This window comes from Micromonospora sp. NPDC049139 (assembly GCF_055586845.1).
Genome location: NZ_JBVJHK010000012.1, coordinates 1 through 23,734, shown reverse-complemented (window position 1 = coordinate 23,734; position 23,734 = coordinate 1). Strand labels below are relative to the sequence as shown.

At 71.5% G+C, this 23,734-nt stretch carries 17 protein-coding genes and 1 pseudogene; 11 read left to right on the top strand and 7 right to left on the bottom strand.

The features are described 5' to 3' along the window. The first annotated feature begins 31 nt into the window (after nt 1–31). Nucleotides 32–361 carry a hypothetical protein gene (locus tag ACZ6Q9_RS20300; RefSeq protein ID WP_396829352.1) on the top strand — a complete coding sequence of 110 codons (330 nt, stop codon included), beginning with the start codon at nt 32–34 and terminating at the stop codon, nt 359–361. A gap of 152 nt (nt 362–513) precedes the next feature. Here ACZ6Q9_RS20300 and ACZ6Q9_RS20295 read toward each other — a convergent pair whose 3' ends face one another. Then, nucleotides 514–927, bottom strand: coding sequence for a nuclear transport factor 2 family protein (locus ACZ6Q9_RS20295; RefSeq protein ID WP_357696978.1), 414 nt, complete (start codon nt 925–927; stop codon nt 514–516). Nucleotides 928–988: 61 nt separating this feature from the next. Then, nucleotides 989–1,960 carry an NADP-dependent oxidoreductase gene (locus ACZ6Q9_RS20290; RefSeq protein WP_396829351.1) on the bottom strand — a complete coding sequence of 324 codons (972 nt, stop codon included), beginning with the start codon at nt 1,958–1,960 and terminating at the stop codon, nt 989–991. 95 nt (nt 1,961–2,055) lie between these two features. On the opposite strand from ACZ6Q9_RS20290, the gene ACZ6Q9_RS20285 reads away from it, so the two are divergent. Continuing rightward, on the top strand, nt 2,056–3,081 hold the full coding sequence (locus tag ACZ6Q9_RS20285; protein ID WP_396829350.1) for a GlxA family transcriptional regulator: 1,026 nt from the start codon (nt 2,056–2,058) through the stop codon (nt 3,079–3,081). Here ACZ6Q9_RS20285 and ACZ6Q9_RS20280 read toward each other — a convergent pair. Continuing rightward, nucleotides 3,065–3,854 (bottom strand): annotated as a pseudogene (locus tag ACZ6Q9_RS20280) (IS5 family transposase); the annotation flags it as partial. The gene ACZ6Q9_RS20285 and the pseudogene ACZ6Q9_RS20280 overlap by 17 nt on opposite strands. Nucleotides 3,855–3,979: 125 nt before the next feature. On the opposite strand from ACZ6Q9_RS20280, the gene ACZ6Q9_RS20275 reads away from it, so the two are divergent. From ACZ6Q9_RS20275 to ACZ6Q9_RS20260, 4 genes are read left to right on the top strand one after another with little or no spacing between them, the layout of a single operon-like run. Further along, nucleotides 3,980–4,159: a DUF4158 domain-containing protein gene (locus ACZ6Q9_RS20275; RefSeq protein ID WP_396829349.1), complete on the top strand. Its 180-nt coding sequence runs from the start codon at nt 3,980–3,982 to the stop codon at nt 4,157–4,159. After that, nucleotides 4,156–4,527, top strand: coding sequence for a DUF4158 domain-containing protein (locus tag ACZ6Q9_RS20270; protein WP_396829348.1), 372 nt, complete (start codon nt 4,156–4,158; stop codon nt 4,525–4,527). Before ACZ6Q9_RS20275 ends, ACZ6Q9_RS20270 begins: the two co-directional genes overlap by 4 nt. A 14-nt stretch (nt 4,528–4,541) precedes the next feature. Continuing rightward, nucleotides 4,542–5,786 (top strand): SLC13 family permease, encoded by a 1,245-nt coding sequence (locus ACZ6Q9_RS20265; protein ID WP_396829457.1) that lies wholly within the window; start codon nt 4,542–4,544, stop codon nt 5,784–5,786. A 5-nt stretch (nt 5,787–5,791) separates the two neighbouring features. Further along, nucleotides 5,792–6,253, top strand: coding sequence for a universal stress protein (locus tag ACZ6Q9_RS20260; RefSeq protein ID WP_393262223.1), 462 nt, complete (start codon nt 5,792–5,794; stop codon nt 6,251–6,253). Between the two features lie 24 nt (nt 6,254–6,277). On the opposite strand, the gene ACZ6Q9_RS20255 is transcribed toward ACZ6Q9_RS20260, so the two are convergent. Then, on the bottom strand, nt 6,278–6,973 hold the full coding sequence (locus ACZ6Q9_RS20255; RefSeq protein WP_393262220.1) for a class I SAM-dependent methyltransferase: 696 nt from the start codon (nt 6,971–6,973) through the stop codon (nt 6,278–6,280). Nucleotides 6,974–7,243: 270 nt separating this feature from the next. Then, nucleotides 7,244–8,077, bottom strand: a complete 834-nt coding sequence (locus ACZ6Q9_RS20250; RefSeq protein ID WP_396829347.1) for an NAD(P)H-binding protein — start codon at nt 8,075–8,077, stop codon at nt 7,244–7,246. An 88-nt stretch (nt 8,078–8,165) separates the two neighbouring features. On the opposite strand from ACZ6Q9_RS20250, the gene ACZ6Q9_RS20245 reads away from it, so the two are divergent. After that, nucleotides 8,166–9,170 (top strand): AraC family transcriptional regulator, encoded by a 1,005-nt coding sequence (locus ACZ6Q9_RS20245; RefSeq protein WP_393262215.1) that lies wholly within the window; start codon nt 8,166–8,168, stop codon nt 9,168–9,170. A gap of 38 nt (nt 9,171–9,208) precedes the next feature. Beyond that, the gene (locus ACZ6Q9_RS20240; RefSeq protein ID WP_396829346.1) at nt 9,209–10,042 is read left to right on the top strand and encodes a hypothetical protein; all 834 of its coding nucleotides are present in this window, start codon (nt 9,209–9,211) and stop codon (nt 10,040–10,042) included. Between the two features lie 110 nt (nt 10,043–10,152). Here the strand turns inward: ACZ6Q9_RS20240 and ACZ6Q9_RS20235 are convergent, their stop codons facing one another. After that, nucleotides 10,153–10,488 (bottom strand): YnfA family protein, encoded by a 336-nt coding sequence (locus ACZ6Q9_RS20235; protein WP_393262209.1) that lies wholly within the window; start codon nt 10,486–10,488, stop codon nt 10,153–10,155. Between the two features lie 93 nt (nt 10,489–10,581). Then, nucleotides 10,582–11,457, bottom strand: coding sequence for an alpha/beta fold hydrolase (locus tag ACZ6Q9_RS20230; protein WP_466021423.1), 876 nt, complete (start codon nt 11,455–11,457; stop codon nt 10,582–10,584). 420 nt (nt 11,458–11,877) lie between these two features. On the opposite strand from ACZ6Q9_RS20230, the gene ACZ6Q9_RS20225 reads away from it, so the two are divergent. The 3 genes from ACZ6Q9_RS20225 to ACZ6Q9_RS20215 all read left to right on the top strand — a co-directional run bounded on the left by ACZ6Q9_RS20225 (nt 11,878) and on the right by ACZ6Q9_RS20215 (nt 23,619). Beyond that, on the top strand, nt 11,878–21,543 hold the full coding sequence (locus ACZ6Q9_RS20225; protein WP_466021422.1) for a hypothetical protein: 9,666 nt from the start codon (nt 11,878–11,880) through the stop codon (nt 21,541–21,543). Between the two features lie 241 nt (nt 21,544–21,784). After that, nucleotides 21,785–22,414: a DUF899 domain-containing protein gene (locus tag ACZ6Q9_RS20220; protein WP_396829343.1), complete on the top strand. Its 630-nt coding sequence runs from the start codon at nt 21,785–21,787 to the stop codon at nt 22,412–22,414. A 104-nt stretch (nt 22,415–22,518) separates the two neighbouring features. Continuing rightward, nucleotides 22,519–23,619, top strand: coding sequence for a calcium:cation antiporter (locus ACZ6Q9_RS20215; protein WP_393262189.1), 1,101 nt, complete (start codon nt 22,519–22,521; stop codon nt 23,617–23,619). The last annotated feature ends 115 nt before the right edge of the window (nt 23,620–23,734 follow it).

Genomic DNA, 23,734 nt, shown 5'->3' with positions numbered 1-23,734 from the left:
CCCAGCTGTTCCGGGCGTTAGCCTTCGGGCCGTGAGGTTCGCTGCCGGACCACCGACCCGCTGGGTCGTTGAGCTGCGTTCTGGCGCGGTCGTCGAGTTGGCGGCCGATGGGTACAGCCGGACGGACGGCGACCTCGTGTTCTCCATCCTGGCTGACGCAACCCTCGCCGAGCAGGCCGAAGTGCGCGTGCTCGGACGGGCACCGGCTGACCCCGAGCGGGTGATTGTTCTCGTGGCACGGATCCCGGAACGCGAGGTGGCCGGTCTTCATGGCGGAGAGCCCTGGCCGGCTGCGCAGCGGGGAAATGCGGCAACCGAGCCAGCCACAAGGGAGCAAACAGAGTCGGGTACTGCTGCTTGAGCGTGTATCGGATCGCTATTGGGCTGCGTCGATCGCATGACCACGGTTCTCGCTGCTCGGCAACGGGTGGTGAGGCACAGCGTGCGGTGATCGGATCCGGACAGCCGATTCCGATCACCGCACGGCTCAACCGTGGTCAGCTCGTCCGCGGCTCATGCGGCGAACGCGGCGTCGATCGCATAGGTGTCTTCGTACATGTGATAGGTCGTGATCTTGCCGTTCTTGACTCCGATGTGCAGCGCGAAGTGGTTGGTGAACGTCTTCCCCGTGGCGAGGACCTCGAACTTGTTGTGCCCGAGCACGACCGCGTTCTCCCCGTCGACGACCGTCGCCGTGACGTTGTACTCCTGAGCCGGTCCGAGTACGCGTCCGAACGAGCCGAAGAAGTCCGGCAGCTCGGCCGGGGTGGAGCGCTGCCCGGACCAGGGGATGTTGGGGGTCCCGTTGACCGCGAAGTCGAACGTGTCGGCGAAGAGGTCGACGAGTCCGGGTACATCACCGGCGCCGAATCGCGCGAAGAAGGATTCGACGACGGCGGCCGTGCTGGGAGGTGTCGCGTTGCTCATGCGGATGGAACTCCTTCAGTGAGTGACGTGGTGGGAGCAGCGTCGCGTGCGAGGGCGGGCCTCAGGCGACGACGGAGAGGACGATCTTCCCGGTGGTGCTGTTGGTCTCGCCGCGCTCGTGGGCCTGAGCCGCCTCCCTCAGCGGGAGAGTGGTGTCGACGAGTGGCCGCAGCTGCCCACGAGCGACGAGATCCGCGACCGCCTTCATGCCCGCATGGTCGGGTTCGACGAGGATTCGGGTGGCGCGGACGTCGAGTTCCTCGGCAAGGTCGGCGGGGAAGTCGGGGGCCATGGGCAGAAGCGAGATGAGGATCCCGCCCCTGCGCAGGGTCCGGAGTGAGCGCGGGGTGTAGTCCCCGCCGAGGGTGTCGAGCACGACATCGATGTCTCGGAGGACGCCGAAGTCCTCCGTGGTGTAGTCGATCAACTCGTCCGCGCCCAGCCCGCGAAGAAGGTCGTGCTTGCCGGCACTTGCGGTGCCGACGACCCGTGCGCCGCGCGCCTTGGCGATCTGCACCGCCAGGTGCCCGACTCCGCCGGCGGCGGCATGGACGAGGACGCGCTGGCCCGGCCGGACGTCGGCGGTGTCGACGAGAGCCTGCCACGCGGTCAGGGACGCCAGCGGCAACGCCGCGGCGGTCGTGTGGTCGATGTTTGTCGGTTTACGGCAGAAGTGCCGGGCGGGGGCGGTCACGAACTCCGCGTACGCGCCCGCCGGATGCGGGAAGCGCGGCATGCCGAACACCTCGTCGCCCGGCGCGAACAGGGTCACCCCGGGCCCCACCTCCTCGACCGCCCCGGAGACGTCGAACCCCAGGACGAACGGGGGGAGCGCGCCGGTGGCGAACTGGCCTCGAGCGCGGGTCTTCCAGTCGGTGGGGTTCACCCCAGCGGCGTGGACGCGGACGAGGATCTCGCCGAGTGTGGGGACCGGACGCTCCATCTCGATGATCTTCAGTACGTCGGGTGCCCCGGCCACGTCTTGGCTGACGGCGAGCATGCGGTCCGGCGCTCGCCCTGAGCTGGTTGTCACTGTGCTCCTCACCTGTCGTCCCGGCCGCATCGGGCGGCCGCGCCCGTCCAGCATCTCCGGAGGGGCAGGGCCGCTACAGTGGCCAGATGGACAATATGTGTCAGGATCTGGCCATGCATCGCGTCGTTGTGCTCGCGCTTCCCGGCGTCGTCCCGTTCGAGCTGGCCATCCCCTCGCGGCTCTTCGGCGCCGCCCTCGGCCCCGACGGCAAGCCGCTGTACTCGGTGACCACCTGTTCGCTCGATGGCGGCCCGGTCGGCACCTCGGCCGACTTCGCGATCGCCGTGGACCACGACCACACGGTGCTGGCCCAGGCGGACACCCTGGTGATCCCTCCCTCGGCCAGCGGGCGAGAATGGGGTGAACAGAAGGAACTTCCTGCGCCGCTGCGGGACGCGCTGGGGCTTGTCCGCCCCGACGCGCGCGTCATGGCGATCTGTACGGGTTCCTTCGTCCTGGCGGCGGCGGGCATCCTCGACGGACGCCGGGTGACCACTCACTGGCGTGAGTCCGACCACCTTCAGGGCCTCTACCCGGACCTCGTCGTCGACGCCGATGTTCTCTTCATCGACGACGGCAGTGTGCTCACCTCGGCGGGCGTCTCGGCGGGAATCGATCTGTGTCTGCACGTGATCCGACGGGACCACGGCAGTGAGATCGCCAACGAGGCGGCGCGTTCCTGCGTCGTCCCACCCTGGCGCGACGGGGGCCAGGCCCAGTACATCCGGCGGCCCGTGGTCGAAGCGGACACGACGACGACGGCACCGGCCCGAGCGTGGGCGCTCGAACACCTTGATCGGCCGCTGGTCCTGGCCGAGCTTGCCGCCCGGTCGAACATGAGCGTGCGGACATTCAGCAGGCGGTTCCAGGACGAAGTGGGGGTGAGCCCGATGACCTGGCTCACCCAGCAGCGGGTCGAACGCGCCCGGGAACTGCTCGAGAGCACGGACCTCCCGGTGGACAGGATCGCGGAGCAGGCCGGGTTCGGATCGGGTGGTTCGCTGCGGCAGCACCTGTTGGCCGCCACCGGGGTGTCGCCGCGTGCGTATCGGCGAACGTTCCGGGCGGCGCCGGTGGGCGACCAAGGCGTGTCTCATAAACCGGTCAGAGCCACTCGGTGATGATGGTGATGGTCTTGGAAGCGGACCGCCAGCTTGTCGTAGCGAGTGGCGACACCACGGTGGCGTTTGAGCCTGTTGATGCCGTTCTCGACGGCGTGGCGTAGCCGGTAGAGGTCCTTGTCGAACGTGGGTGGACGCCCGCCCTTGGAGCCTTTGGCCTTGCGGTAGGCGTCCTGGTCTGTCTTGCGGGGGATGCAGGACTTGATTCCGCGTGAGCGGAGATGGCTGCGATTGCCGCGGCTGGTGTAGGCCTTGTCTGCCAGGACCAGGTCGGGGCAGGTGCGGGGCCGGCCGACACCGAGGCGGGTCACGCGGATGCGGCGCAGGACGGGGATGAACTGCGGGCTGTCACCACGGTGCCCGGCGGTCACGATCAGGGCGAGGACTCTCTGTCCCTGCTCGCAGGCCAGATGAGTTTTGGTGGTCAGCCCGCCTCTCGATCGGCCCAGCGCGTGGTCGGCCGGCTCGTCGTGCACGCCGCCGGGTGGTTCCTTCTGCGGATGCCCGTAGGTGCGGGCGCCGGTGGCGTGCTGGTGGGCGCGGCTGGTCATCGAGTCCACGCTCACCGTCCAGGCGATCCGGTCGGTCGCGTCGCCGGCAGCCTGCAACGCGGACAGGATCCTGTCCCAGGTCCCGTCACGCTGCCAGCGACGGAACAGGCCGTAGACGGTAGGGTAGGGCGCGTACTCGGCCGGGACGTCACGCCAGGGGGCACCGTTCCGGATTCGCCACCGGATCCCGTCGATGAGTTGTCGTTTCTCCCACTTCGGCGGCCACGCCGTGACCTCGATGCCGTCAGCCTGGCTTACGAAACACGTTTAGCACAGGTGATCGGTCTTCTTCGGGGGTTCGCCGGAAGATCCTCGATCACTGGTGAGGAGTGGCTACCGTCCGCCGCATGCCGGTGGAATTTCTGACTGATAAGCAGGCTGAGGCGTACGGGAAGTTCGCTGAGGAGCCGGCGAGGCCCGAGCTGGAGCGATTCTTCTTTCTCGACGACGAGGACCGGAAGCTGATCGCGAACCGGCGCGGTGACCACAACCGTCTCGGCTTCGAGCTTGAGATGTGCACGGGGTGAGGTACATCGGGCTGTTCCTGGAGGACTCCCTGGCCGTTCCGTGGCCGGTGGTGGAGCGTCTGGCCGATCAGCTGGAGATTGAGGATGTCTCCTGCGTCAAGGAGTACACCGAGCGGCTGAAGACGGCGTATGAGCACGCGTGGGAGATCCGTGACGCGTACGGCAACCACCCGTACGAGGACCATGCCCAGGGCCGGCGGTTCAGGGCGTTTCTGCACGGCCGGGCGTGGACGGCGTACGCGGAGGGGCCGAAGGCGCTGTTCGATCACTCGGTGGGCTGGCTGCGCCGGAACCGGGTGCTGCAGCCGGGGGTGAGCGTGCTGGCCCGGCAGGTCTCCGAAGTCCGCACCATCGCGGAGAAGACCTGATCGTGAATTCCTCGCTGGCGGAGGCTGTCTCCGTCGTTCTGCTCCTGGCGGTGCTGGCGTGCGCCGTTGTCCGCCCGTTCGGCTGGCCGGAGGCGGTCGTCGCCGTCCCGGCCGCAGGCGTGGTCATTGCCACCGGAGCGATCTCGCTGGACCATGCCCGCGACGAGGCCGCGCGGCTCGGACCGGTGATCGGCTTCCTCGCCGCCGTCCTGGTCCTGGCCCAGCTGTGCGACGACGAGGGCCTGTTTCACGCGTGCGGAGCATGGATGGCCCGTACCGCGGCAGGTCGCCCGCGCCGCCTGCTGGTCCAGGTGTTCGCAGCCGCATCAGTGATCACCGCGGTGCTCAGCCTGGACGCCACCATCGTGCTCCTCACCCCGGTGGTCTTCGCCACCGCCGCCAGGCTCGGTGCCCGGCCCAAACCGCACGTCTACGCCTGCACCCACCTGTCGAACACCGCCTCGCTGCTGCTGCCGGTCTCCAACCTCACGAACCTGCTCGCGTTCGCTGCCAGCGGACTGAGCTTCACCCGCTTCGCCGCCCTGATGGTCCTGCCCTGGCTGGCCGCCATCGGTACCGAGTACGTGGTCTTCCGCCGGTTCTTCGCCACCGACCTGGACGCCGGAGCCCAGGCCCCACCCACCGCCGAACCCCGTGAGCTGCCGGTGTTCGCCCTGGCCACCGTGGCCTGCACACTGGCCGGGTTCGTCCTGACCTCCGCGCTCGGAGTCAATCCTGCCTGGGCGGCCTTCGCCGGTGCCGTCGTACTGGCCGTGCGTGCTCTGGCGCAGCGCCGCACCAGTCCCACCGCCATCGTGCGCGCCGCCGCGGTCCCGTTCCTCGCCTTCGTTCTGGCCCTGGGCATCGTGGTCCGCGCGGTCGTCGACAACGGCCTTGCCACCGGCCTGGGCCATCTGGTCCCCGGCGGCACCGGCTTTGCGGCCCTGCTCGCTATCGCGGTGCTGGCCGCGGTGCTGGCGAACGTCATCAACAACCTGCCCGCCGTGCTGGTGCTGCTGCCGCTGACCGCACCGTCCGGGCCCGGTGCCGTCCTCGCGGTGCTGCTCGGGGTGAACATCGGACCCAACCTCACCTACGCCGGTTCCCTAGCCACCCTGCTGTGGCGGCGCATCGTGCACGAACACGACAGTGACGTCGAGTTCGGTGAGTTCACCCGGCTCGGCCTGTTCACCGTGCCTGCCGCCCTGCTGCTCGCGGTGGTGGCACTGTGGGCCTCGCTCACCGTTATCGGAGGCTGATCACCGTGAGAGTCATCGCCTGGATCACCGAGGGCACCTGGCCCTCCTGCATCGACGCCGCCCGCAGCCACGCACCCGAGGCCGCCGACATCGTGCTGCTGCATGTCACCGGCCCCGAAGCCCCCGGCGCCGCGCACGGCGCCTTTGCCGGGCTGCTCGGCCGCGGCCATCCCGAACGCGACCCCGGCACCGCGGTCGAGCACCTGGCCACCGCCTCCGCCGAACGACTCCTCGCCGAAGCCGCGCAGCGCCTGGGGCGCCCCTGTAAGCGTGTTGAGCGCACCGGCCGCGTCGAGCGGGAGGTCGTGGCCGCCGCCGAGGGCGCCGACCTGCTCATCCTCGCCCGCGATGGCGGCCGTAACCACCTCGGGCCTCGCAGTATCGGCCCCGCCAGCCGCTTCATCGTCGACCATGCCCCCTGTCCCGTCCTGCTCGTCTGGCCCGAAGCCGCCCCCGGCGTTTCATAACCGAGCGGCTTATGAAACACGCCTTTAGGCGGACTCGAGGACGAAGAAGAGAAAGCACATGAAGGACCCGGAGCCCTTGACGGGTGGAAGCAGCTCTGCAGGAGTGTCCGGAGAAGGGGGCGGCTCGCTGATCGTCGCGATGCGGAACCCAGCAGCAGCAAAAGCATCTGCCATGGCGTGCAGCGGCCGGTGCCAGAAGGTCAGCCACACAGTCTGGCCGTCCAGGATGTAGTCCTCGGAGTACTTCGTAAGCGCGAAGTAGTCGGCCTCGGGATACTCGATCGCATAGCCGGCGGGGTGGTTGACCGAGAGCATCAGGCGACCGCCTGGCTTCAGCACGCGACGCAGCTCGGCGAGAGGGCCGGACCAGTCCTCCAGGTAGTGCAGGACCAGGGACGCGACGACGTCGTCGAACTCGGCGTCTGCGAACGGCAGCGGCGCGCTCAGGTCCGCCACGTGCAAGTCGGCGTCTTCACCCAGCCTCTGACGGGCCAGGTCGACCATGGCCGCACTCACGTCGAAGCCGGTGACCACGGCTCCCTTGGCGCGCAGCGCAGCTGACAACGGGCCGGAACCGCACCCCGCGTCGAGGATTCGGCGGCCCGAGACGTTGCCGGCGAGGCGAAGCATTGCGGGTCGCTCGTAGTAGGCGTTGAAGAGGCCGGACTCGTTCTCCGCCGAGTAGGCGTCCGCAAAGTTGTCGTAGTCGGTTGTTGTCACCGTGACCCCGTTCCGACGAGAGGCAAGAGTGCATTCCTACCAAAGCCGCGTGGGTGCGACAAACAAGCACCGGCTCGTGCGCGTGGGCCAGGATCCGATCCCACGTCCCGGTCAGCAGCTTCCACAGATCCCGTTGATCACCTGCCGGTGATCCCGCCACCGGACCCGAACGCCGACCCGGCGCGGGCAGCAACGCCTCAACCACCGTCCACGGCTCATCCGTCGACTCACCCGGGCTGGGTTACTGGATCGGCTGCTGTCCCGGCTGCGTCACGACCATCCGCCGGCCGCGGCAGCCCTCGCGGCGTAGGCGTCGAAGTCGATCGGGTCGCGTCCGAGGAGTCGCCGCACCGCGTCGGTCGGCTCGGCGAGATACCCGGCGCGCATCCCCGCGAACATGGCGTTGAGCGCCGTCGCGTCGGCCGTCGAGTAACCCTCGGCGAGCAGTTCGGTCCGGTACTCCTCCGGCGTCAACTCCACGTACCGGATGGATCGACCGGCCGCCCTGGCGATCGTCGTCACCGCCTCGGCGAAGGTGAGCGCGTGGCGGCCTGACAGCTCGTACACCTGCCCGTGATGGCCGTCCTCGGTCAGCAGGGTCGCGGCGACGTCGGCGACGTCCTGGGCGTCGATGAAGGGCTCCGGCGTGGCGCCCATCGGCAGGGCCAGGCGGCCGTCGGCCAGCGGCTGGCGCCACACGTCCTCGTCGAAGTTCTGGTTGAAGTTGTTCGGGCGGATGATCGTCCACTCCGCGCCGGAGTCGCGCACGGCCTGCTCCGCGGCCACCATGCTCGGCGAGAAATCCCCGTCGATCTTGTCGATTCCGCGTCCGGAGAGCGCCACGAACCGGCCGACGCCCGCCTTCACCGCCCGCGACACGAAGTCGTCAGCCGTCTCGGGGTCCGCCGGAGCGATGAGATAGACCGCCGACGCTCCCTCCACGGCCGGCCGCCAGGTGGTCGGCTGCGTCCAGTCGAATCGCACCTCGCCCGAGCGGGAAGCCGCCCGGACGCGCGCGCCCGCCGCCCGCAGCACGCGCATCAGCCGGCGTCCGGTCTTCCCGCTTGCCCCGATGACGAGGATCTCGGTCGTTTCTTTCGTCATGGCCACGAGTCAACCGGCCCGACCGCCGGCCGGACATGGCTGGTCGTACGCCGGGCATGTGTGATCGTCCGCGCCCTATCGTGAAGGAATGGACCCGTTCGACAGTCTGCTGCGGGACGTACGCGCGGAGGGTGCCGCCTTCGGCCGGTCGGTGCTGTCACCGTCGTGGGCGCTGCGGTTCACCGACGGCGCGCCCCTGACGCTCTGCGTGCCGCTGCGTGGCGAGGGCTGGATCGTCCACCCCGAGAGCGACAAGCCACTTCTGGTACGGGTCGGCGAGGCCGTCGTGGTGCGGGGACCGGAACCGTTCGTCTTCTCCGCCGAGCCCCGGTCGAGCTTCCGGCCGGACGAGCTGCGGGACGTCAGCTGTGGCCAGTCACTGGTGGCCCAGCCACCGGACACCGGCCCGGCCGAGCAGATGGTGCTGCTGGCCGGGGCGTACCACGTCCGGAGCCAGACGCCGCAGCGGCTGCTCGGAGTGCTCCCGCCGGTGCTGGTCGTACCGGATGAACACGACTGTTCATCGCTCCGCGACTATCTGGACTTCCAGCTCGGCGGGTGCCGCCCGGGTCGGCAGATCGTGCTGGACCGTCTGCTGGACTGGCTGCTGGTCTGCACGATCCGGGACTGGTTCGACCAGCCGGGCGCCGAGGCACCCCGTTGGTATCGGGCGCTGAGCGACGGCACGGTGGGCCCGGCGTTGCGCGCCATGCACGACGCGCCGGGTGAGCCGTGGACGCTCGCCTCCCTGGCCGCCCGGGCCGGGGTGTCCCGCACGACGCTGGCCAAACGGTTCACCGAACTGGTGGGCGAGCCACCGCTGACCTACCTGACCGACTGGCGAATGACACTCGCCGCCGACATGCTGGCCGAGACCACCGAGACGGTCGCGGCCGTGGCGCGCCGGCTCGGGTACGCGGACGCCTTCGGCTTCAGCGCGGCCTTCAAACGGATCCACGGCGTGAGCCCCGGCAAGCACCGCACGCTCGCACGATCCCCGGTGGCGAGCGGTCAGCCGCCCCCGGGACAGGTCCCTCGACAGACCTCTCCCGCTGGCGCGCACGACCAGCCGCCCCCTTATGGCAGCCGCTGACCTGTCTCTGGACCAGCGTCCAGTCTCAGGGTGTGCCCATGGCAGAGGCCCACCACGCCGCTGGCCCCGTTCGGGATGCCGCTCGTGCGGTCCCTATAGTTCTCGTGGTGGCGGCTCCATCAGTGTTGCAAGAGTCATTGCGTGATCCGGTGTTCTGGGCGCGGTACACCTTCGCCCACGAGGAGGGACCGGGGGCGGATCGGCTCGGTGACCTCGAAGACCTGCTGGACGACGACGATGACGACGATGCGGATGAGGATTCCGACGACTCGTCGCTCGACGTGGCCTTCGAGGTCGGCGACGGCCACCACGTCGTCCTGAGCATGGACGCCTCGGTCGACTCCTACAGCCTGGAGGTCACCACCCCTGACTCGGCCGAGCCGGCCGAGCTCGGATGGGACGATCTCGCACACTGGCACCCGTACGCGTTGCGCTGGTCCGAGCTCGACCTGATCTGCCGGGCGATCGCCGCGCGGGATCCGCAGCTACAGCACCCCGGGGCGCCGCTGGCCCTGCTGTGCCGATTCGCGGCCGTCTTTGACGATGACGACGTGGACCAGGCCGTCGCCGCCGTCGACGAGGCATACGCCGCACTGCGCCCTCCGCAGTGGGAGGGTTACTGGCCGTGCGGCGCCGACTGGCTCGAACGCGCCGACTTCCGTGGTCAGAACGTCATCTGGCAGCGGGACGAGGCCGGCAACCTGTGGGCCCGTCAGGACGACCGCCACGACGAGCCCTTCTACAGCACCCGGCTGGGGCCGGACACCGGCACGGGCGACGGGTTCCCACACGCGCCGCTCCGGGCCGTGCTGAACGCTGCCACGGCGACGGTGGGCGACGCGCGGCCCGACGGTGCCAGACGCACCCGTTGATCTAGCCGGTCACGGGCAGGGGCCGAGCAGGTGCCGACCACCGTTGCCGCTGGTCGCGGGATAGCGACTCGTGGTTCCGCTTCAAGGTCTGGGTCGCGGAGTACCAGGGATCAGCCGCTGCGAGGGGCGTACATGATGACGGCGACGCCGACGAGGCAGATGGCTGCGCCGATGATGTCGTAGCGGTCGGGGCGGAACTTGTCGACGACCATGCCCCAGGCGAGGGAGCCGGCGACGAAGACGCCGCCGTAGGCGGCGAGGACGCGGCCGAAGTTCGGGTCGGGTTGGAAGGTGGCGACGAAGCCGTAGCACCCGAGCGCGATGACTCCGGCCGCGATCCACAGCAGCCCTCGGTGCTCGCGCCAGCCCTGCCACACCAGCCACGCGCCACCGATCTCGGCGAGCGCGGCGAGCAGGAACAGCAGGATCGAGCGGGCGACCGTCATGCGTCGGAACCTAGCGGAAGCACCTCCCGGCCAGCAGGACGACCCACTCCGCCGAGCCGGCCGGGCGGGGGTGCGGCGTGCGGCCGCGGGTGGTCAGGGATGGACCCGCCCGAGGAAGTCGCGGACGAGTGGGACCACCTCGTCGAGGTGCGTCTCCAGCAGCCAGTGCCCGCCGTCGAGCAGGTGCAGTTCCGCGTCGGGCAGGTCGCGCAGATAGGCGCGCGCGGCACCCTCGGGCATGTAGCCGTCGTGCGGTCCCCAGACGATCAGCGTCGGCGGTTGATGGTCGCGCAGGTACGCCTGCTGCCGGGGGAACCAGGCGACGGTGCTGCCCTGGTCGGCGAGGAGGCGGACCAGATTGGCGCGGCGCTGCGGGGTGGCGGCGGCAGCCGCGGCGAGCCGCCACAGGTCGGGGCTCACCCGGTCCCTGAGCCGGTCGGGCAGTTCGCCCAGGAACTCGCTGCGGAAGCCCCCCTCGCCGACCGCCGCGGCGAGGCGCTCCCGGCCCTCGTCGGTGGGGCTGCGCCAGAACTGCTTGAGCGGCTCGTACTTGGGGCCGTGCTGGTCGGGATAGATGTCGCCGTTCTGGATGACCAGGCCGGCGACCCGCTCCGGCGCGGACATCGCGAGGCGCAGCCCGAACTGGCTGCCGTAGTCCTGGAGGTAGATGACGTACCGGGTCAGGCCCAGTGTCTCGGCGAACCGGCGGAGCAGTTCGGCGTGGGCGTCGAAGGTGTACGCGAACCGGGCCCGGTCCGGTGCGTCGCTGTATCCGAAGCCGGGCTGGTCGGGCGCGATCGCCCGCCACCTGTCGCCGAGGGCAGGCAGGAGGTGACGGAACTGGAACGACGACGCGGGATAGCCGTGCGGCAGCAGCACCGCCGGGGCCTCCGCCGGCCCGGCCTCCCGGTAGAAGATCCTGATCCCGTCGACGTCGACGGTCCGGTGGTGCACGGCGGCGTGGCCCACGATCGTCTCCTCACCGGGCGCGGTACGGGCGGCTCCTCTGACGGTGCCAGAAAACGATTCCGCGCGCAGGCGAGCCGGCGTCGGTAGGGCGCGCCGGGTCGCCTTGGCGCTCGCGGCAGGCGCTCCGCTGGCCGGTGCGGAGGTGGCGGGCGGGGCCGCGCCGGCGAGCGCGGTGACGACGGCGGGGATCCGACGTGGCACAGGGCCTCCCCCAGTGGGGGCGGGGACGGGCGCGACATGGCCGGGCGGTACGGCCCGCAGCACAGTCTTCTCGGGCCACCCGGTCCGGAGGTGCCGACCGTTCGGTCTGACGCACTGTCACCATGCCGACACACGAGTTGTGAGCATTTCCCGCGATCGATGTGCTGGCGCGGACCAGCGCCGTCGGTGACGGCCATCGGAAGAACGAGGTGGCTCATGGTGGCTCTACGACGGCTGCTAGCCGTGGCGATCGCGACGGCGGTGACCGCCGCGATGGGGTTGGTGTGGACGGCGGCCCCAGCCCAGGCCGACGAGGCGTGGGAGAGCGGGTTCAAGAACCTGATGTCCCGCACGGCCGCCTGGGCCGACGGCGGACTCTCCCAGCTGGGGCTGCTCGGCCAGCCGCTGCCTCTGCTCGGCGTCAGCCCCGGCGCGCTCGTCGACGCCGACACCCTCGTGGACAGGGCGTCCGACGCGTTGGCCAGCGGCCTGACCAAGGACGACGTCGACCTCGGCGGCGGCACCCGGCTCACCAGCTCGGTGAGCACCAGCGGCGGCGACCACCTGCTGGACGTGCTGCTGACCACGAAGCGCGAAGTGGTCGACAAGGACCTCACCCTGGCCGGGGTGACGCTGGACAAGGCGGTCAGCGTCACCGGCTGGGCGACCCTCCACCTGCGGGCCCGGCACACCGCCGCCGGGGAGACCTACCTGGTGCGCGACGGGGACACCCCGCGCATCGACATCGACGCGGCGGCGCGGCTGCGCGCCGACCTCGACCAGGCCACCGCCTCGGTCGGCATCCTCGGGGTCACGCTGACCGCCGGCAGCACCCTCACCGCGCGGACCCACCTCAAGGTCACCGTGACCGACCCCAACGGCGACGGCCGGCTCGCCTTCGACACGGCCGCCGGCGCGAACACCGGCGAACTCGGCGCGGCGGGCTCTCTCGCCGGCCTGTTGCAGGTGGCCCTCGACAACTCCGGTGGTGGGAAGATCTCCGACACCGAGACCGAGCCCGGCCCCGGCTCGGTGCACGGCGTGGTCAAGCTCGGCGCGGCCGTCTCCGGCGCGCCCTTCGCGCTGCCCGCCGTGGCGGCGACCGTGAACGTCGACTGGAACGACATCTCCGTCGGCACCCCCACGGTGACCACCACCGGCCTGGACGAGACGATCGCCAAGTTCCGCAACATGAGCCCGCTGGACCTGGCCTCCGGGCTCGCGCAGCTCGCCACCCTGCTCAGCGGCGTGCAACAGAGCGGCCCGGCCGGCAACCTCAACCTGCCCTTCCTGCGCGGCACGTTCGCCGACGCGGTGAAGGTCAACGAGAAGCTCACCGACTTCCTCCGCAAGTACGTCCACCCGCGGCCGGACGACCCGCAGTTCGACCCGGACACTGACGACCCGGCCCTGGCCGGGCAGCCGAAGTTCAGCTCCATCCAGCAGTTGCTCGCCCTGCTCGCCGCCGAGGGGCTGCCGGTGGACAACCTCTCCTTCGAGAACGACAAGCTGGTGTTCCGGGTCAAGCTGGAGCGGGAGTCCACGGTGGAGGTTCCGCTCGACCCCGGCGCCGCGGAGCTGTCCGGGCGCGGGGCGACCTTCGCCGCCAAGGGCTTCAGCGTCAGCGGCGACCGGTTCACGCCCGGCCAGCTCGTCGGCCAGCGGGTGGTGGCCGGCACCTCCGCCGGCACCGTCGCCGCCAACACCGCCAACTCCGTCACCCTCACCCAGGACTGGATCGGCGGGCAGCCGCCGAACGACAGCGTGTGGGTGATCAGCGGCTCCAGCCCGAACATCGGCGCCGTCGAGCTGGCCGGCACGCTCGCCAAGCCCGTCGGCGACGACAAGAAGGTCGGCCTGCGGGCGGCGAACGCGCAGGCCAGCTTCGCCAAGGTGAAGCCCCGCTACAGCGCGTCCGTGACGCTCGTGCTCGACCTGCGCGACGGCATCACCGACCCGAAGGCCAACGTCGACCGGGTGCTGCTGCGCACGGACCCGGCGACGCCGCTGTTCGCCGCTGACTTCCCGATCACCACCGGGGTGGACTTCTTCGCCACCGCCGGCTTCCTCAAGGTCAAGCTGGCCGGCGACCTCGCCGTCGGCCCGGCCGCCGCCGGCGAGCGGATGCTCCAGGTCAGCTTCAAGCAGGCGCAGGAGATCAGCCTCGGCACGCTCTTCGCGCGGTTGAAGTCCGACCCGGGGAACCTGCTGGCCGTGTCGTCGTCGGTGAAGACCACCGGCCGGGTCACGGTCAGCGTGCCCGGCGCCACCGGCGCCCTCGGCGAGGGCATCGGCGTCGACGTGAGCTGGACGGCAGGTGGGCAGCCGGTGGTGGACACCTCGGCGCTGTCCGGGTTGTTCGCCGTCGACTTCAACCCCGACGACCCGAAGGCGCTCTTCGCGGTGGTCGTCGAGGCGCTGCGGCTGATCAACGTCGCGCTGTCCCAGCCCGGCGGCAGCGGCCCGCTGGACAAGGAGATCCCGCTGCTCGGCCGCTCCGCGCGGCAGCTGCTCGGCGCCGACGAGAGCGGCGTCGGCAAGGACGTCACGTTCGTCGCCGACGGGGCGAACTTCCTGCTCAAGGACGCCTCCCGCGACGGCGACTCCGGTTTCGACGCCCGGCTCGAGGGCCGTACCGTCGTGATCGGCAGCAAGGCGTACCGGGTACTGAAGCAGATCGACGGGCAGACGCTGCGCGTCGAGGCGGCCGGTACGCCGAAGCCGGCCGACGGCAGCGCGTACGCCCTGCGCCCGGAGTTGGCCGACGCACTGGACAAGCTGCTCGCCTCGCCCCCCGACAACCTCCAGGACGCCCTCGACAAGCTCAACGCGGCGATCGGCGAGGACAGCGGGATCAGCTTCACCCTGGACCAGCGCGAGGGCGGGCCGTTCCTGCGGCTCGGGCTGGACTGGAAGCGCAAGTTCCACACCGGCGGGCCGCTCAACTTCGCCTGGGACGCCCACCGCGAGCTGATCACCCTGGACAGCTCCGGCACGTTCGCGGTCGACGTCGACGCCCGGGCCCAGCTCGGCCTGCTGCTGCCCCTGCGACTGAACGCCGCGCCGCTGCTGGACCGCAGCTCCTCGGCCAGCGTCACCGTCGCGGGCGGGGTCACCGACGCGGCGATCGCCGCGCGCGTCGGTCCGCTCGCCCTCGACCTCGGCAAGGCTCCGGACTTCGCCACCGTGAAGGCCAACCTGAGCGTCGGCCTGAACGGACTGACGGAGGACGGGCCGATCAGCGGGCTGCTCGGGCTGACGCCGAAGTTCACGACCGCGGGCGTCGACTGCGGCGACGGGATCGGCGGCGCGGACGTGCCGCTCTGCGCGAAGGCGCCGCTGTTCGTCAACAACTGCGACCCGGACGACGACACCAACCTGCTCACCTTCACCGTCGGCCTGGACCTGACGCCCACGGCCGGCATCCCGAACCTCGACTCCTGCTTCGCCAACCTGTCGCTCAAGCTCACCGACTTCAACGTCGGAATCGACGGGTACCTGGCCAAGGTCGAGGAGGCGCTGCGGCTGGCCAGCTTCGACGGCAAGCTGCCCCTGGTCGGCGACGACCTGCAGCAGGGCCAGCGCTTCGTCGCGCAACTGCGCGAGGACGTCAAGGCCGCGATCGGGCCGGTGCTGGCCAACGCCACGCTCGACAGCGCGGGTGTGCAGGCGGCCCTCAACGAGGTGCTCGCCGACCTGGACCCGGGCGTGAGCGCGGTGGTCAGCTGCCGCAGCGGCGTCACGGCGCCCTGCGCGCCCGAGGACTTCCAGGCGATCCGGATCAAGCTCACCACCTCCAAGGGCGCGCCCTCCGCGGCCGACGGGTGTAAGGACGCGAGCGCGTCCGACGAGTGCCTCAAGCTCAACGTGCCGCTCGACCTGGGCATCCCCGGCCTGTCGCTGAAGGCGAAGAAGGGTGCCCCGGACGGCATCCAGGCCAAGCTGGGCTGGAAGCTGCACCTGGACCTGGTCCTGGACCGGGACGAGGGCTTCTACGTCCCCACCCACGACGGGGACACCTCGCCAGAGGTGCAGGTCGGCGCCCAGTTCGACATGACCGGCGACCTCGCCGCCCAGCTCGCCTTCATCCAGGTGAAGGCGACGAAGCGGGCCACCGACCCGCTGGTGAAGGCGTACTTCGGCATCGACCTGAAGGGCTCGCCGGGGGAGAAGAGCTGCTTCGACCCCGCCGTCACCGCCGACTGCACGGCCAACCCGGACGACCGGCTGACCCTGGCCGAGTTCGCCGACCTGGGTTCGCTGCTCGCCACCGACCTCACCGCCGAGGTCAAGATCGACTGGAAGCTGGCGGCGGCGGTGGACACCGGTGGCGAGGACTCCGCGCTGCCCGGCATCAGCGCCACCTTCGGCCTGCAGTGGGGCCTGAAGCACAAGCGGGGCGGGCTCACCGCCACGGGCGACGGCGTCACCACGCCGCTGAAGGTGACGTTCACCGACATCGCCCTGGACGCCGGCGCCTTCTTCGACAAGATCCTCAAGCCGGTGGTGGAGAAGCTCAAGGCCGTCACCGGGCCGCTGCAGCCGGTCATCGACACCCTGTACGCGCCGATCCCGGTGCTGTCGGACCTGTCGAAGGCCACCGGCGGCCCCGACATCACCCTGGTCTGGCTCGCCAAGACCTTCAGCACCCTCAACGGTGGTCCGAAGCTCGACTTCATCGACACCGTCCGCGCCGTGGTCACGTTCATCAACCGGATACCCGACTGCGACTCCGGCTGCTCCATCCCGCTCGGCGGGTTCAAGATGGACAGCGCCAAGGCGCTGACCACGGAGGTCTCGCCGGCCTCGGCCGAGAGCCTGATCGACCGCACCTCCGAGTACAACCCGGCCTCCGGCGCCCAGGTGAAGGCGCGCGTCGACGACGCCGCGGGTGACGACGGCGAGAAGCTGTTCACCCCGGCCGCCGACGGCAAGAGCAACGCTCAGAAGACGGGCTTCAGCTTCCCGATCTTCGACAACCCGGGCTCGCTGTTCGGGCTCCTGCTCGGCCAGGACGTCGAGCTGATCAGCTTCGACTCGGGCCCGCTGGAGCTGGGCTTCAGCTGGCGGCAGTCGTTCGGCCCGGTCTACGCCCCGCCGCCGGTCTTCGTCACGCTGTCCGGCAGCGCCTCGGTGACCGCCCGGTTCATCGCCGGCCTGGACACCGCCGGCATCCGGCACGCGATCGAGGCGGCCACCGACGGCACGTCCGTCGACGCGGTGAGCCTGCTCGACGGGCTGTACTTCAAGACCGCCGACAGCAGCGGCAAGGCCGTCCCGGTGGTCACCCTGCGCGGTGAGATCGCCGCCGGGGCCGAGGTGAGCGTGCTGATCGTCAAGGTCGGCATCGAGGGCGGCATCCAGCTCACCGTCGGCTTCAGCTGGAACGACCCGAACAACGACGGGAAGTTCCGCACCAGCGAGTTCCTCCAGGCGCTCCTGGTCAACCCGATCTGCCTGTTCACCACCAGCGGGCGGCTCTCGGTCTTCCTGCGGGTCTACGTCACCATCGACCTGTTCCTGTTCAAGAAGAAATTCGCCTTCACCCTGGTCGACGCGACCCTGCTCGACTTCCGGGCGCAACCGGACTGCTCCCCGCCGCCACCGGAACTCGCCGGCACCGCCGGGGACACCCTGGTCGTCTTCGCCGGCAAGTTCGGCACCAAGGACCAGCGCGGCGACAAGGCGTGGGACAACGGCGCCGACACCTACGCCGGTGACGTGGTGAAGGTGTACGCGCTGCACTACGCCGACGCGGACACCCCGGGCGCCACGGACGACTTCGACGGCTTCGCGGTGGAGGCCCTGGGCCGCCGGCAGGAGTTCCTCGACCCGGCCCTGACCCGGGTGGTCGTCGACGGGCGCGGCTACGAGGTCGCCGACCCGGACAAGACGTCCCTGTCGGTGCTGCTCCTCGGCGACGGCGACACCAGCGGCGACGGCACGAGGACCTCGGCGTTCGACAAGACCGCGGTGGTGCTCGGCTCCGACGGCAAGGACCGGATCCGCACCGGGACCGGGCCGGCGTACGTGGACGGCCGCGGCGGCGACGACGTGATCGTCACCGCCGAGGCGGCCGGCACGGTCAGCCGGGTCGCCGGCGGCGCCGGGCAGGACAGCATCACCACCGGCGACGGGGACAACGTGGTCGCCGGCGACAGCGGCCTCGGCGGCACCGACCGGGGCGCCACCACCGTGCGCACCGGGGCCGGCGACAAGACCCTCAACGGGCTGGTCGACTGGACGACCCTGGACGCCCCCACCGGCGACCACGCCGGCGCGGACGACCACGTCACCGTCGGGCACGGCGCCAGCACCGTCTACGGCAACGGCGGCGACGACGTGCTCGGCGTGCTCGTCGACGACCGGCCCAACGGCGCGAACACGCTGGTCGGCGGAGCCGGCGCGGACACCGTCAACGGCGGTAGGGGCGACGACACCATCCACACGTACGACACCGACGTCCCCGCCGACGCGGACCAGGCCGGCACCGGCGACGCCGGGCTGGTCAACCAGGTCGACACCGGCGCCGGCCAGGACGTCGTGCACGGCAGCGCCGGCGTGGACCTGGTCGTCTCGCACTCGGCCAACGGCCAGACCGGCCGCGTCTACGGCTACGGCGGCGACGACGTGCTGGTCGGCGGCTACGGCACCGACGAGCTCTTCGGCGGCCCCGACGACGACTACGTGATCGCCGAGCCCGCCCAGGTCGGCGAGCCGGACGGGTCGGACGGCTACGGTCCGTTCCGCCAGGTCACCCACGAGCCGCTGCCCGCGGGCACGCAGTCGCAGACCAAACTGCTCGTCGGCGGACTCGGTAGCGACCACGTGATCGGCGGCGACGGCGGCGCGACGGTCTTCGGCGACCGGCACCTGCCCGCCGAGACCTGCGCCGACGCCACCCTCGCCGACGCCCAGCCGGCCCCCGCCGACCAGGGCGCCGCCGACCTCGTCCTCGGCGGCGCCGGGGTCGAGGTGGTCTCGGCCGGTGGCGGCAACGACCGGGCCGACCTCGGCGGCGGCGACGACCGCGCCTGCGGCCAGCTCGGCGACGACACCCTGCACCTCGGCGGCGGCGCTGACCGGGCCTGGGGCGCGGCGGGCGTCGACCAGCTGCACGGCGACGACGGCGACGACCTGCTCTTCGGCAACGCCGGCGACGACGGCCTCTTCGGCGGCACCGGCGCGGACACCGCCGAGGGCAACGCCGGCGGCGACCAGGTCTTCGGCGGCCGGGACGGCGACGTGCTCTACGGCGGTGGGCGCACCGCCGGCGCGGCCGACGGTGGAGACCGCCTCTACGGCGAGGAGGGGACGGACCGGATCGTCGGCGACAACGGCACCCCGCGCGTCAGCGACGTCGGGCCGTACCCGCTGGACCTGGCCGGCGACGCGGCCGGGGCCGGCGCCGGGGACGTGATCTCCGGCGGCGGGGACGACGACCTCGCCTACGGTGGGCTCGGCGACGACCGGATCAACGGTGACGTCGGGCACGACCGGCTGGAGGGCAACAACGGCGCCGACCTCATCCACGGCGACCACGGCCGGGACGAGATCGTCGGCGGCTCCGGCCAGGAGCCGACCGCCGGCACGGGCCGGCCCGACGTCGGCGACCAGCTCCACGGTGACGGCGACAGCGACCTGATCGCCGGGGACAACGCCCGCTTCGCGCCGGCGGACGCCGACGCGACCCGGGTGACCCAGGGCCGGGCCGGCCCGCCGCGCAAGGTCACCCTGCTCGACCTCGGGTTCACCCCGGCGGCCGGCACCAGCGGCGGCGACCTGATCTTCGGTGGGGACTCCGACGACGTCATCTTCGGCCAGGGCGGGCCCGACCGGGTGCACGCCGACGGCGGCGCCGACTTCGCCGAGGGCGGCCCCGGCACCGACTGGGTCGAGGGCAACCACGGCGACGACGACCTCGTGGGTGGTTCCAGCACCGCGTACGACGGAACCGGAGCGGCCACCACGGGCCAGCCGGACACCGCGGACGCCGTCTTCGGCGGCCCCGGGTCCGACGCCGTCATCGGCGACAACGGCGCGGTGCTGCGCCCGCTCGCCGGCGAGCAGCCGACCTCGGCGACCGTCCGGGTCGGTGCCGGCGGCACCCTCTTCGGCCCGCGGATCGTGGTGCTGCTGGACCGGGCGGCGGCCACCGCCGGCCGGTACGGCGACGACCGGATCAGCGGCGGCGACGGCGTCGACACGCTCTGGGGTCAGGACGGCGACGACGCCCTGACCGGTGACGGCGACGGTGACTACCTGGAGGGCAACGGCGGGGCGGACGTCCTGCGTGGGGACAGCGCCCTCGGGGCGGCGGGACGGGCCACGATCGTCCCGCTGCCCGACCCGGGCTGGCCGGGCGACCCGGCGGCCGTGGCCGACCTCGTCGGCGACGGCACGCCGGCCGGGCAGGACGACCTGATCGGCGGCAGCTCGACCCCGGGCTTCCGGGACACCGGGGACGTGATCGAGGGCAACGGCGCCGACGACGTGCTCCTCGGCGACAACGGGTCGCTGCTGCGGACCGTGACCGTGGTCCAGGGCAGCCCGACCGAGCGGGTCTACACCGAGCGGTACCCGACCGGCGCCGTGCCGGCCGACGCCACCCGGGCCCGTACCCACGATCCGGCCCTGCCCGGCCCGTCCACCCGGTTCTGCACCACCGCCCAGGCCACCTGCGAGCCGGCCGGCGCGTTCGGCGGCGACCAGCTCTACGGCGACGCCGGCAACGACGGCGTCTGGGGCCAGGACGGCGACGACACGATCCGCGGCGGCGACGGCGACGACGACCTCCTCGGTGAGCTCGGCGCCGACACCCTGTACGGCGACGACGGCCGGGACGCCATCCTCGGCGACCGGGGCGGCGTGGTGAGCCAGTACCTCAACCCCGACGACGTGGCGGCGCTGGGCTTCACCACCACGCTGTCGTCGGTGCCGCAGGAGACGTACACCGGATTCCGGGCCGGTGCCTACGACCGGCGCGTGGATCTGCTGCACGACACCGACGGGGACGCCTGGATCGGCAGCTCCACCTCGGCGCCGATGCCGCACTCGGGGTTGACCGCCGGCTCGGGGGACCGCGTCCGGGGCGGTGCCGGGGCGGACAACATCCACACCGGGTTCGGTGACGACGTCGCCAACGGCGACAGCGGCGGCGACCAGCTGTTCGGGTCGGAGGGGTCGGACGTGCTGTGGGGCGGCAAGGGCTGCGACCCGGTGCTCGACGCGGCCAACCCGCAGTGCCAGGTGGACGGCGTCTTCAGCGCCGCCGCCCGAGGTGACAGCGACCAGTACGTCGACCACCTCTTCGGCGGCGCCGGGGCGACCGACGGCCCGGCCGTGACCGCGGTGCTCAGTTCCGACCTGCTGGACTTCCGTCCCCGCGGGTCGTACCCGGACAACTGCGCGGCCGGGGCCTGGCCCGTGGACCTGGCCTCGGGCACGGTCGACCCGTGCCTGTGGTTCGAGATGACGAACCTGGACAACGACGCCGTGGCCGACAACCAGCACCACCACGGCACCGACTGGATGTACGGCGGCTGGGACCGGGACGTGTTGCAGGGTGACGTGACGGCGAACGGCCCGAACAACGGTGACCGGCTCTTCGACTGGAACGGCGCCTACAACCTGTTCACCCACTGCAACTCGGCCTACGGCGGGTTCAACGACGTCCGCCAGCACAGCCCGGCCATGCAGGAGTTCCTGACCAGCCTGGCCTGGGCCTCCGGCGCCGGTCGGAGCGCGACCGACGTGACCACGGCCGGCACCTCGGCGTTCCTCGAGTTGTCGTACGTCTACCCGCGCGACAACCGCGAGCAGGGCGCCGGGGTGGCGTTCCCCGGCACCCCGGGGCACTTCGACCAGCCGTCCTGCACGGACTGACCGTCCGACCGGATCGGGGCCCGGCTCTCCCGTGGGAGGGTCGGGCCCCGCCCGGCGCCGTCCAGGTGGGACGCGGCGCGCCTCCGACGAGCGGGTGCCGCCCGTCGACCGCCCGCCCTGGCAGCAGGCGGCCACGCCCCGTTCCCGCCGGCGCCATGCCCCGTCCCCGCCGGCGCCATGCCCCGTCCCCGCCGGCGCGTCGCACCGGCATGTCGTCGGGCCCCCTGGGCACAATCGCCTCATGGAGAAGCCCCGGACAGTGTCGGCCGACGAGTGGCAGCAGGCCCGTGACGACCTGCTGAAGGCCGAGAAGGAGCTGACCCGCGCGCAGGACGCGCTCGCCGCCCGGCGTCGTCGCCTCCCGATGGTCAGGTTCGACAGTGGCCACCGCTTCCACACGCCCACCGGCCCGGCCACCCTGCTCGACCTGTTCGAGGGCCGCAGCCAGCTCGTGGTCTACCAGTTCATGGACAACGGCCCCGACCACCACTGCCCCGGGTGCACCTGGTTCACCGACAGCGTCCCCGTGACCGGGCTGGCGCGGCTGGCGGAGCGGGGGATCAGCTGGGCGACCGTGTCGGACATGCCGCTGGCGCAGATCGAGGCGTACAAGGCGCGTCGCGGCTGGACCCTGCCGTTCGTGTCGTCGCACGGCACGTCGTTCGCGGCGGACTGCGGGGCGGAGCGCGGCTTCATGCTCAGCGTCTTCCTGCGCGACGGCGCGGACGTCTACCGGACGTACAACACGACGGCGCGCGGCGTCGACCGGCTCGTCTTCGTCAACAGCATCCTCGACCTCACCCCGTACGGCCGCCAGGAGGACTGGGAGGACTCCCCGCCCGGCTGGCCGCAGCAGCCCACCTACGGCTGACGGCTCGGGCCGGCGGCGCACCTGGACAGCGTGGCGGTGGGCCGATCGCCACTGCGTACACCGGTCGGTGGTCACATGATCGTGAATCCTGGCAGGGTTGGGGCATGGCCGCGCTGCTCCGCTCACGTCTGACCGACTGGACCGTCTCCGTACCGCTGCTCGCGGTCGTGGCGTTGATCCTCACCTGGGGACGCGACCTACCCGGTCCTGTCGTCGTGGTGGTGGCCGCGTTCCTGGCCGGAGCGGTGCTGGCAGCCGTCCACCACGCCGAGGTGGTCGCGCACCGGGTGGGGGAGCCGTACGGCTCGCTGCTCCTCGCCGTGGCCGTCACCGTCATCGAGGTCGCGCTGATCGTCACCCTCATGATCAGCGGCGGCGAGAAGACGCAGTCCCTCGCGCGGGACACCGTCTTCGCCGCCGTCATGATCACGTGCAACGGCATCCTCGGGTTGTCGCTGCTGATCGGCGCGCTGCGCCGCAAAGTGGCGGTGTTCAACTCCGAGGGCACCGGTGGCGCGCTGGCCACCGTGACCACCCTCGCGGCCCTGAGCCTCGTGGTGCCGACCTTCACCACCAGCCGGCCGGGTCCACAGTTCAGCCCCGCCCAGCTGGCCTTCGCCGCCGTGGCGTCGCTCGCGCTCTACGGCCTGTTCGTGATGGTGCAGACCGGCCGCCACCGCGACTACTTCCTGCCGGTCACCACCGAGGGGCGGGTGGTGGATGCCGACGGGCACGCCGCGCCGCCGTCGAACCGGGCCGCCCTGCTCAGCCTCGGCCTGCTGCTGGTGGCGCTGGTCGCCGTGGTCGGTGACGCCAAGGCGGTGTCCCCGGCGATCGAGTCCGCCGTCGCCGGGGCGAACCTGCCGCAGTCCTTCGTCGGCGTAGTCATCGCGCTGCTGGTGCTGCTGCCCGAGACGATCGCCGCCGCCCGGGCGGCCCGCCGCGACCGGGTGCAGATCAGCCTGAACCTGGCGCTGGGCTCGGCCATGGCCAGCATCGGGCTGACCATCCCGGCGATAGCGCTGGCCTCGATCTGGCTGGAGGGGCCGCTCCTGCTCGGCCTCGGCGGCACCCAGCTCACCCTGCTCGCCCTCACCGTCGTCACGGGTGTGCTGACCGTGGTGCCGGGGCGGGCCACCGTGCTCCAGGGCGGCGTGCACCTGGTGCTGCTCGCCGCGTTCGTGTTTTTGGCCGCCAGCCCCTGACCACCCCGGCCCCGGCGGTGGGGCTCATGTAAAGGACTCCGGTGCTTGATCAGCCCGGTGGTCCTGGGGTTGCATGAGCATCCCGGCTGGTCCGGTGGGTGGCGTCGAGCACGGC

Bases quoted from the DNA above. Each gene is read 5' to 3' on its own strand.
- ACZ6Q9_RS20295 (WP_357696978.1), bottom strand. From the start codon at position 927: ATGAGCAACGCGACACCTCCCAGCACGGCCGCCGTCGTCGAATCCTTC.
- ACZ6Q9_RS20250 (WP_396829347.1), bottom strand. From the start codon at position 8,077: ATGACGAAAGAAACGACCGAGATCCTCGTCATCGGGGCAAGCGGGAAG.
- ACZ6Q9_RS20235 (WP_393262209.1), bottom strand. From the start codon at position 10,488: ATGACGGTCGCCCGCTCGATCCTGCTGTTCCTGCTCGCCGCGCTCGCC.
- ACZ6Q9_RS20215 (WP_393262189.1), top strand. From the start codon at position 22,519: ATGGCCGCGCTGCTCCGCTCACGTCTGACCGACTGGACCGTCTCCGTA.
- ACZ6Q9_RS20285 (WP_396829350.1), top strand. From the start codon at position 2,056: ATGTGTCAGGATCTGGCCATGCATCGCGTCGTTGTGCTCGCGCTTCCC.
- ACZ6Q9_RS20240 (WP_396829346.1), top strand. From the start codon at position 9,209: ATGGCAGAGGCCCACCACGCCGCTGGCCCCGTTCGGGATGCCGCTCGT.
- ACZ6Q9_RS20245 (WP_393262215.1), top strand. From the start codon at position 8,166: ATGGACCCGTTCGACAGTCTGCTGCGGGACGTACGCGCGGAGGGTGCC.
- ACZ6Q9_RS20220 (WP_396829343.1), top strand. From the start codon at position 21,785: ATGGAGAAGCCCCGGACAGTGTCGGCCGACGAGTGGCAGCAGGCCCGT.
- ACZ6Q9_RS20275 (WP_396829349.1), top strand. From the start codon at position 3,980: ATGCCGGTGGAATTTCTGACTGATAAGCAGGCTGAGGCGTACGGGAAG.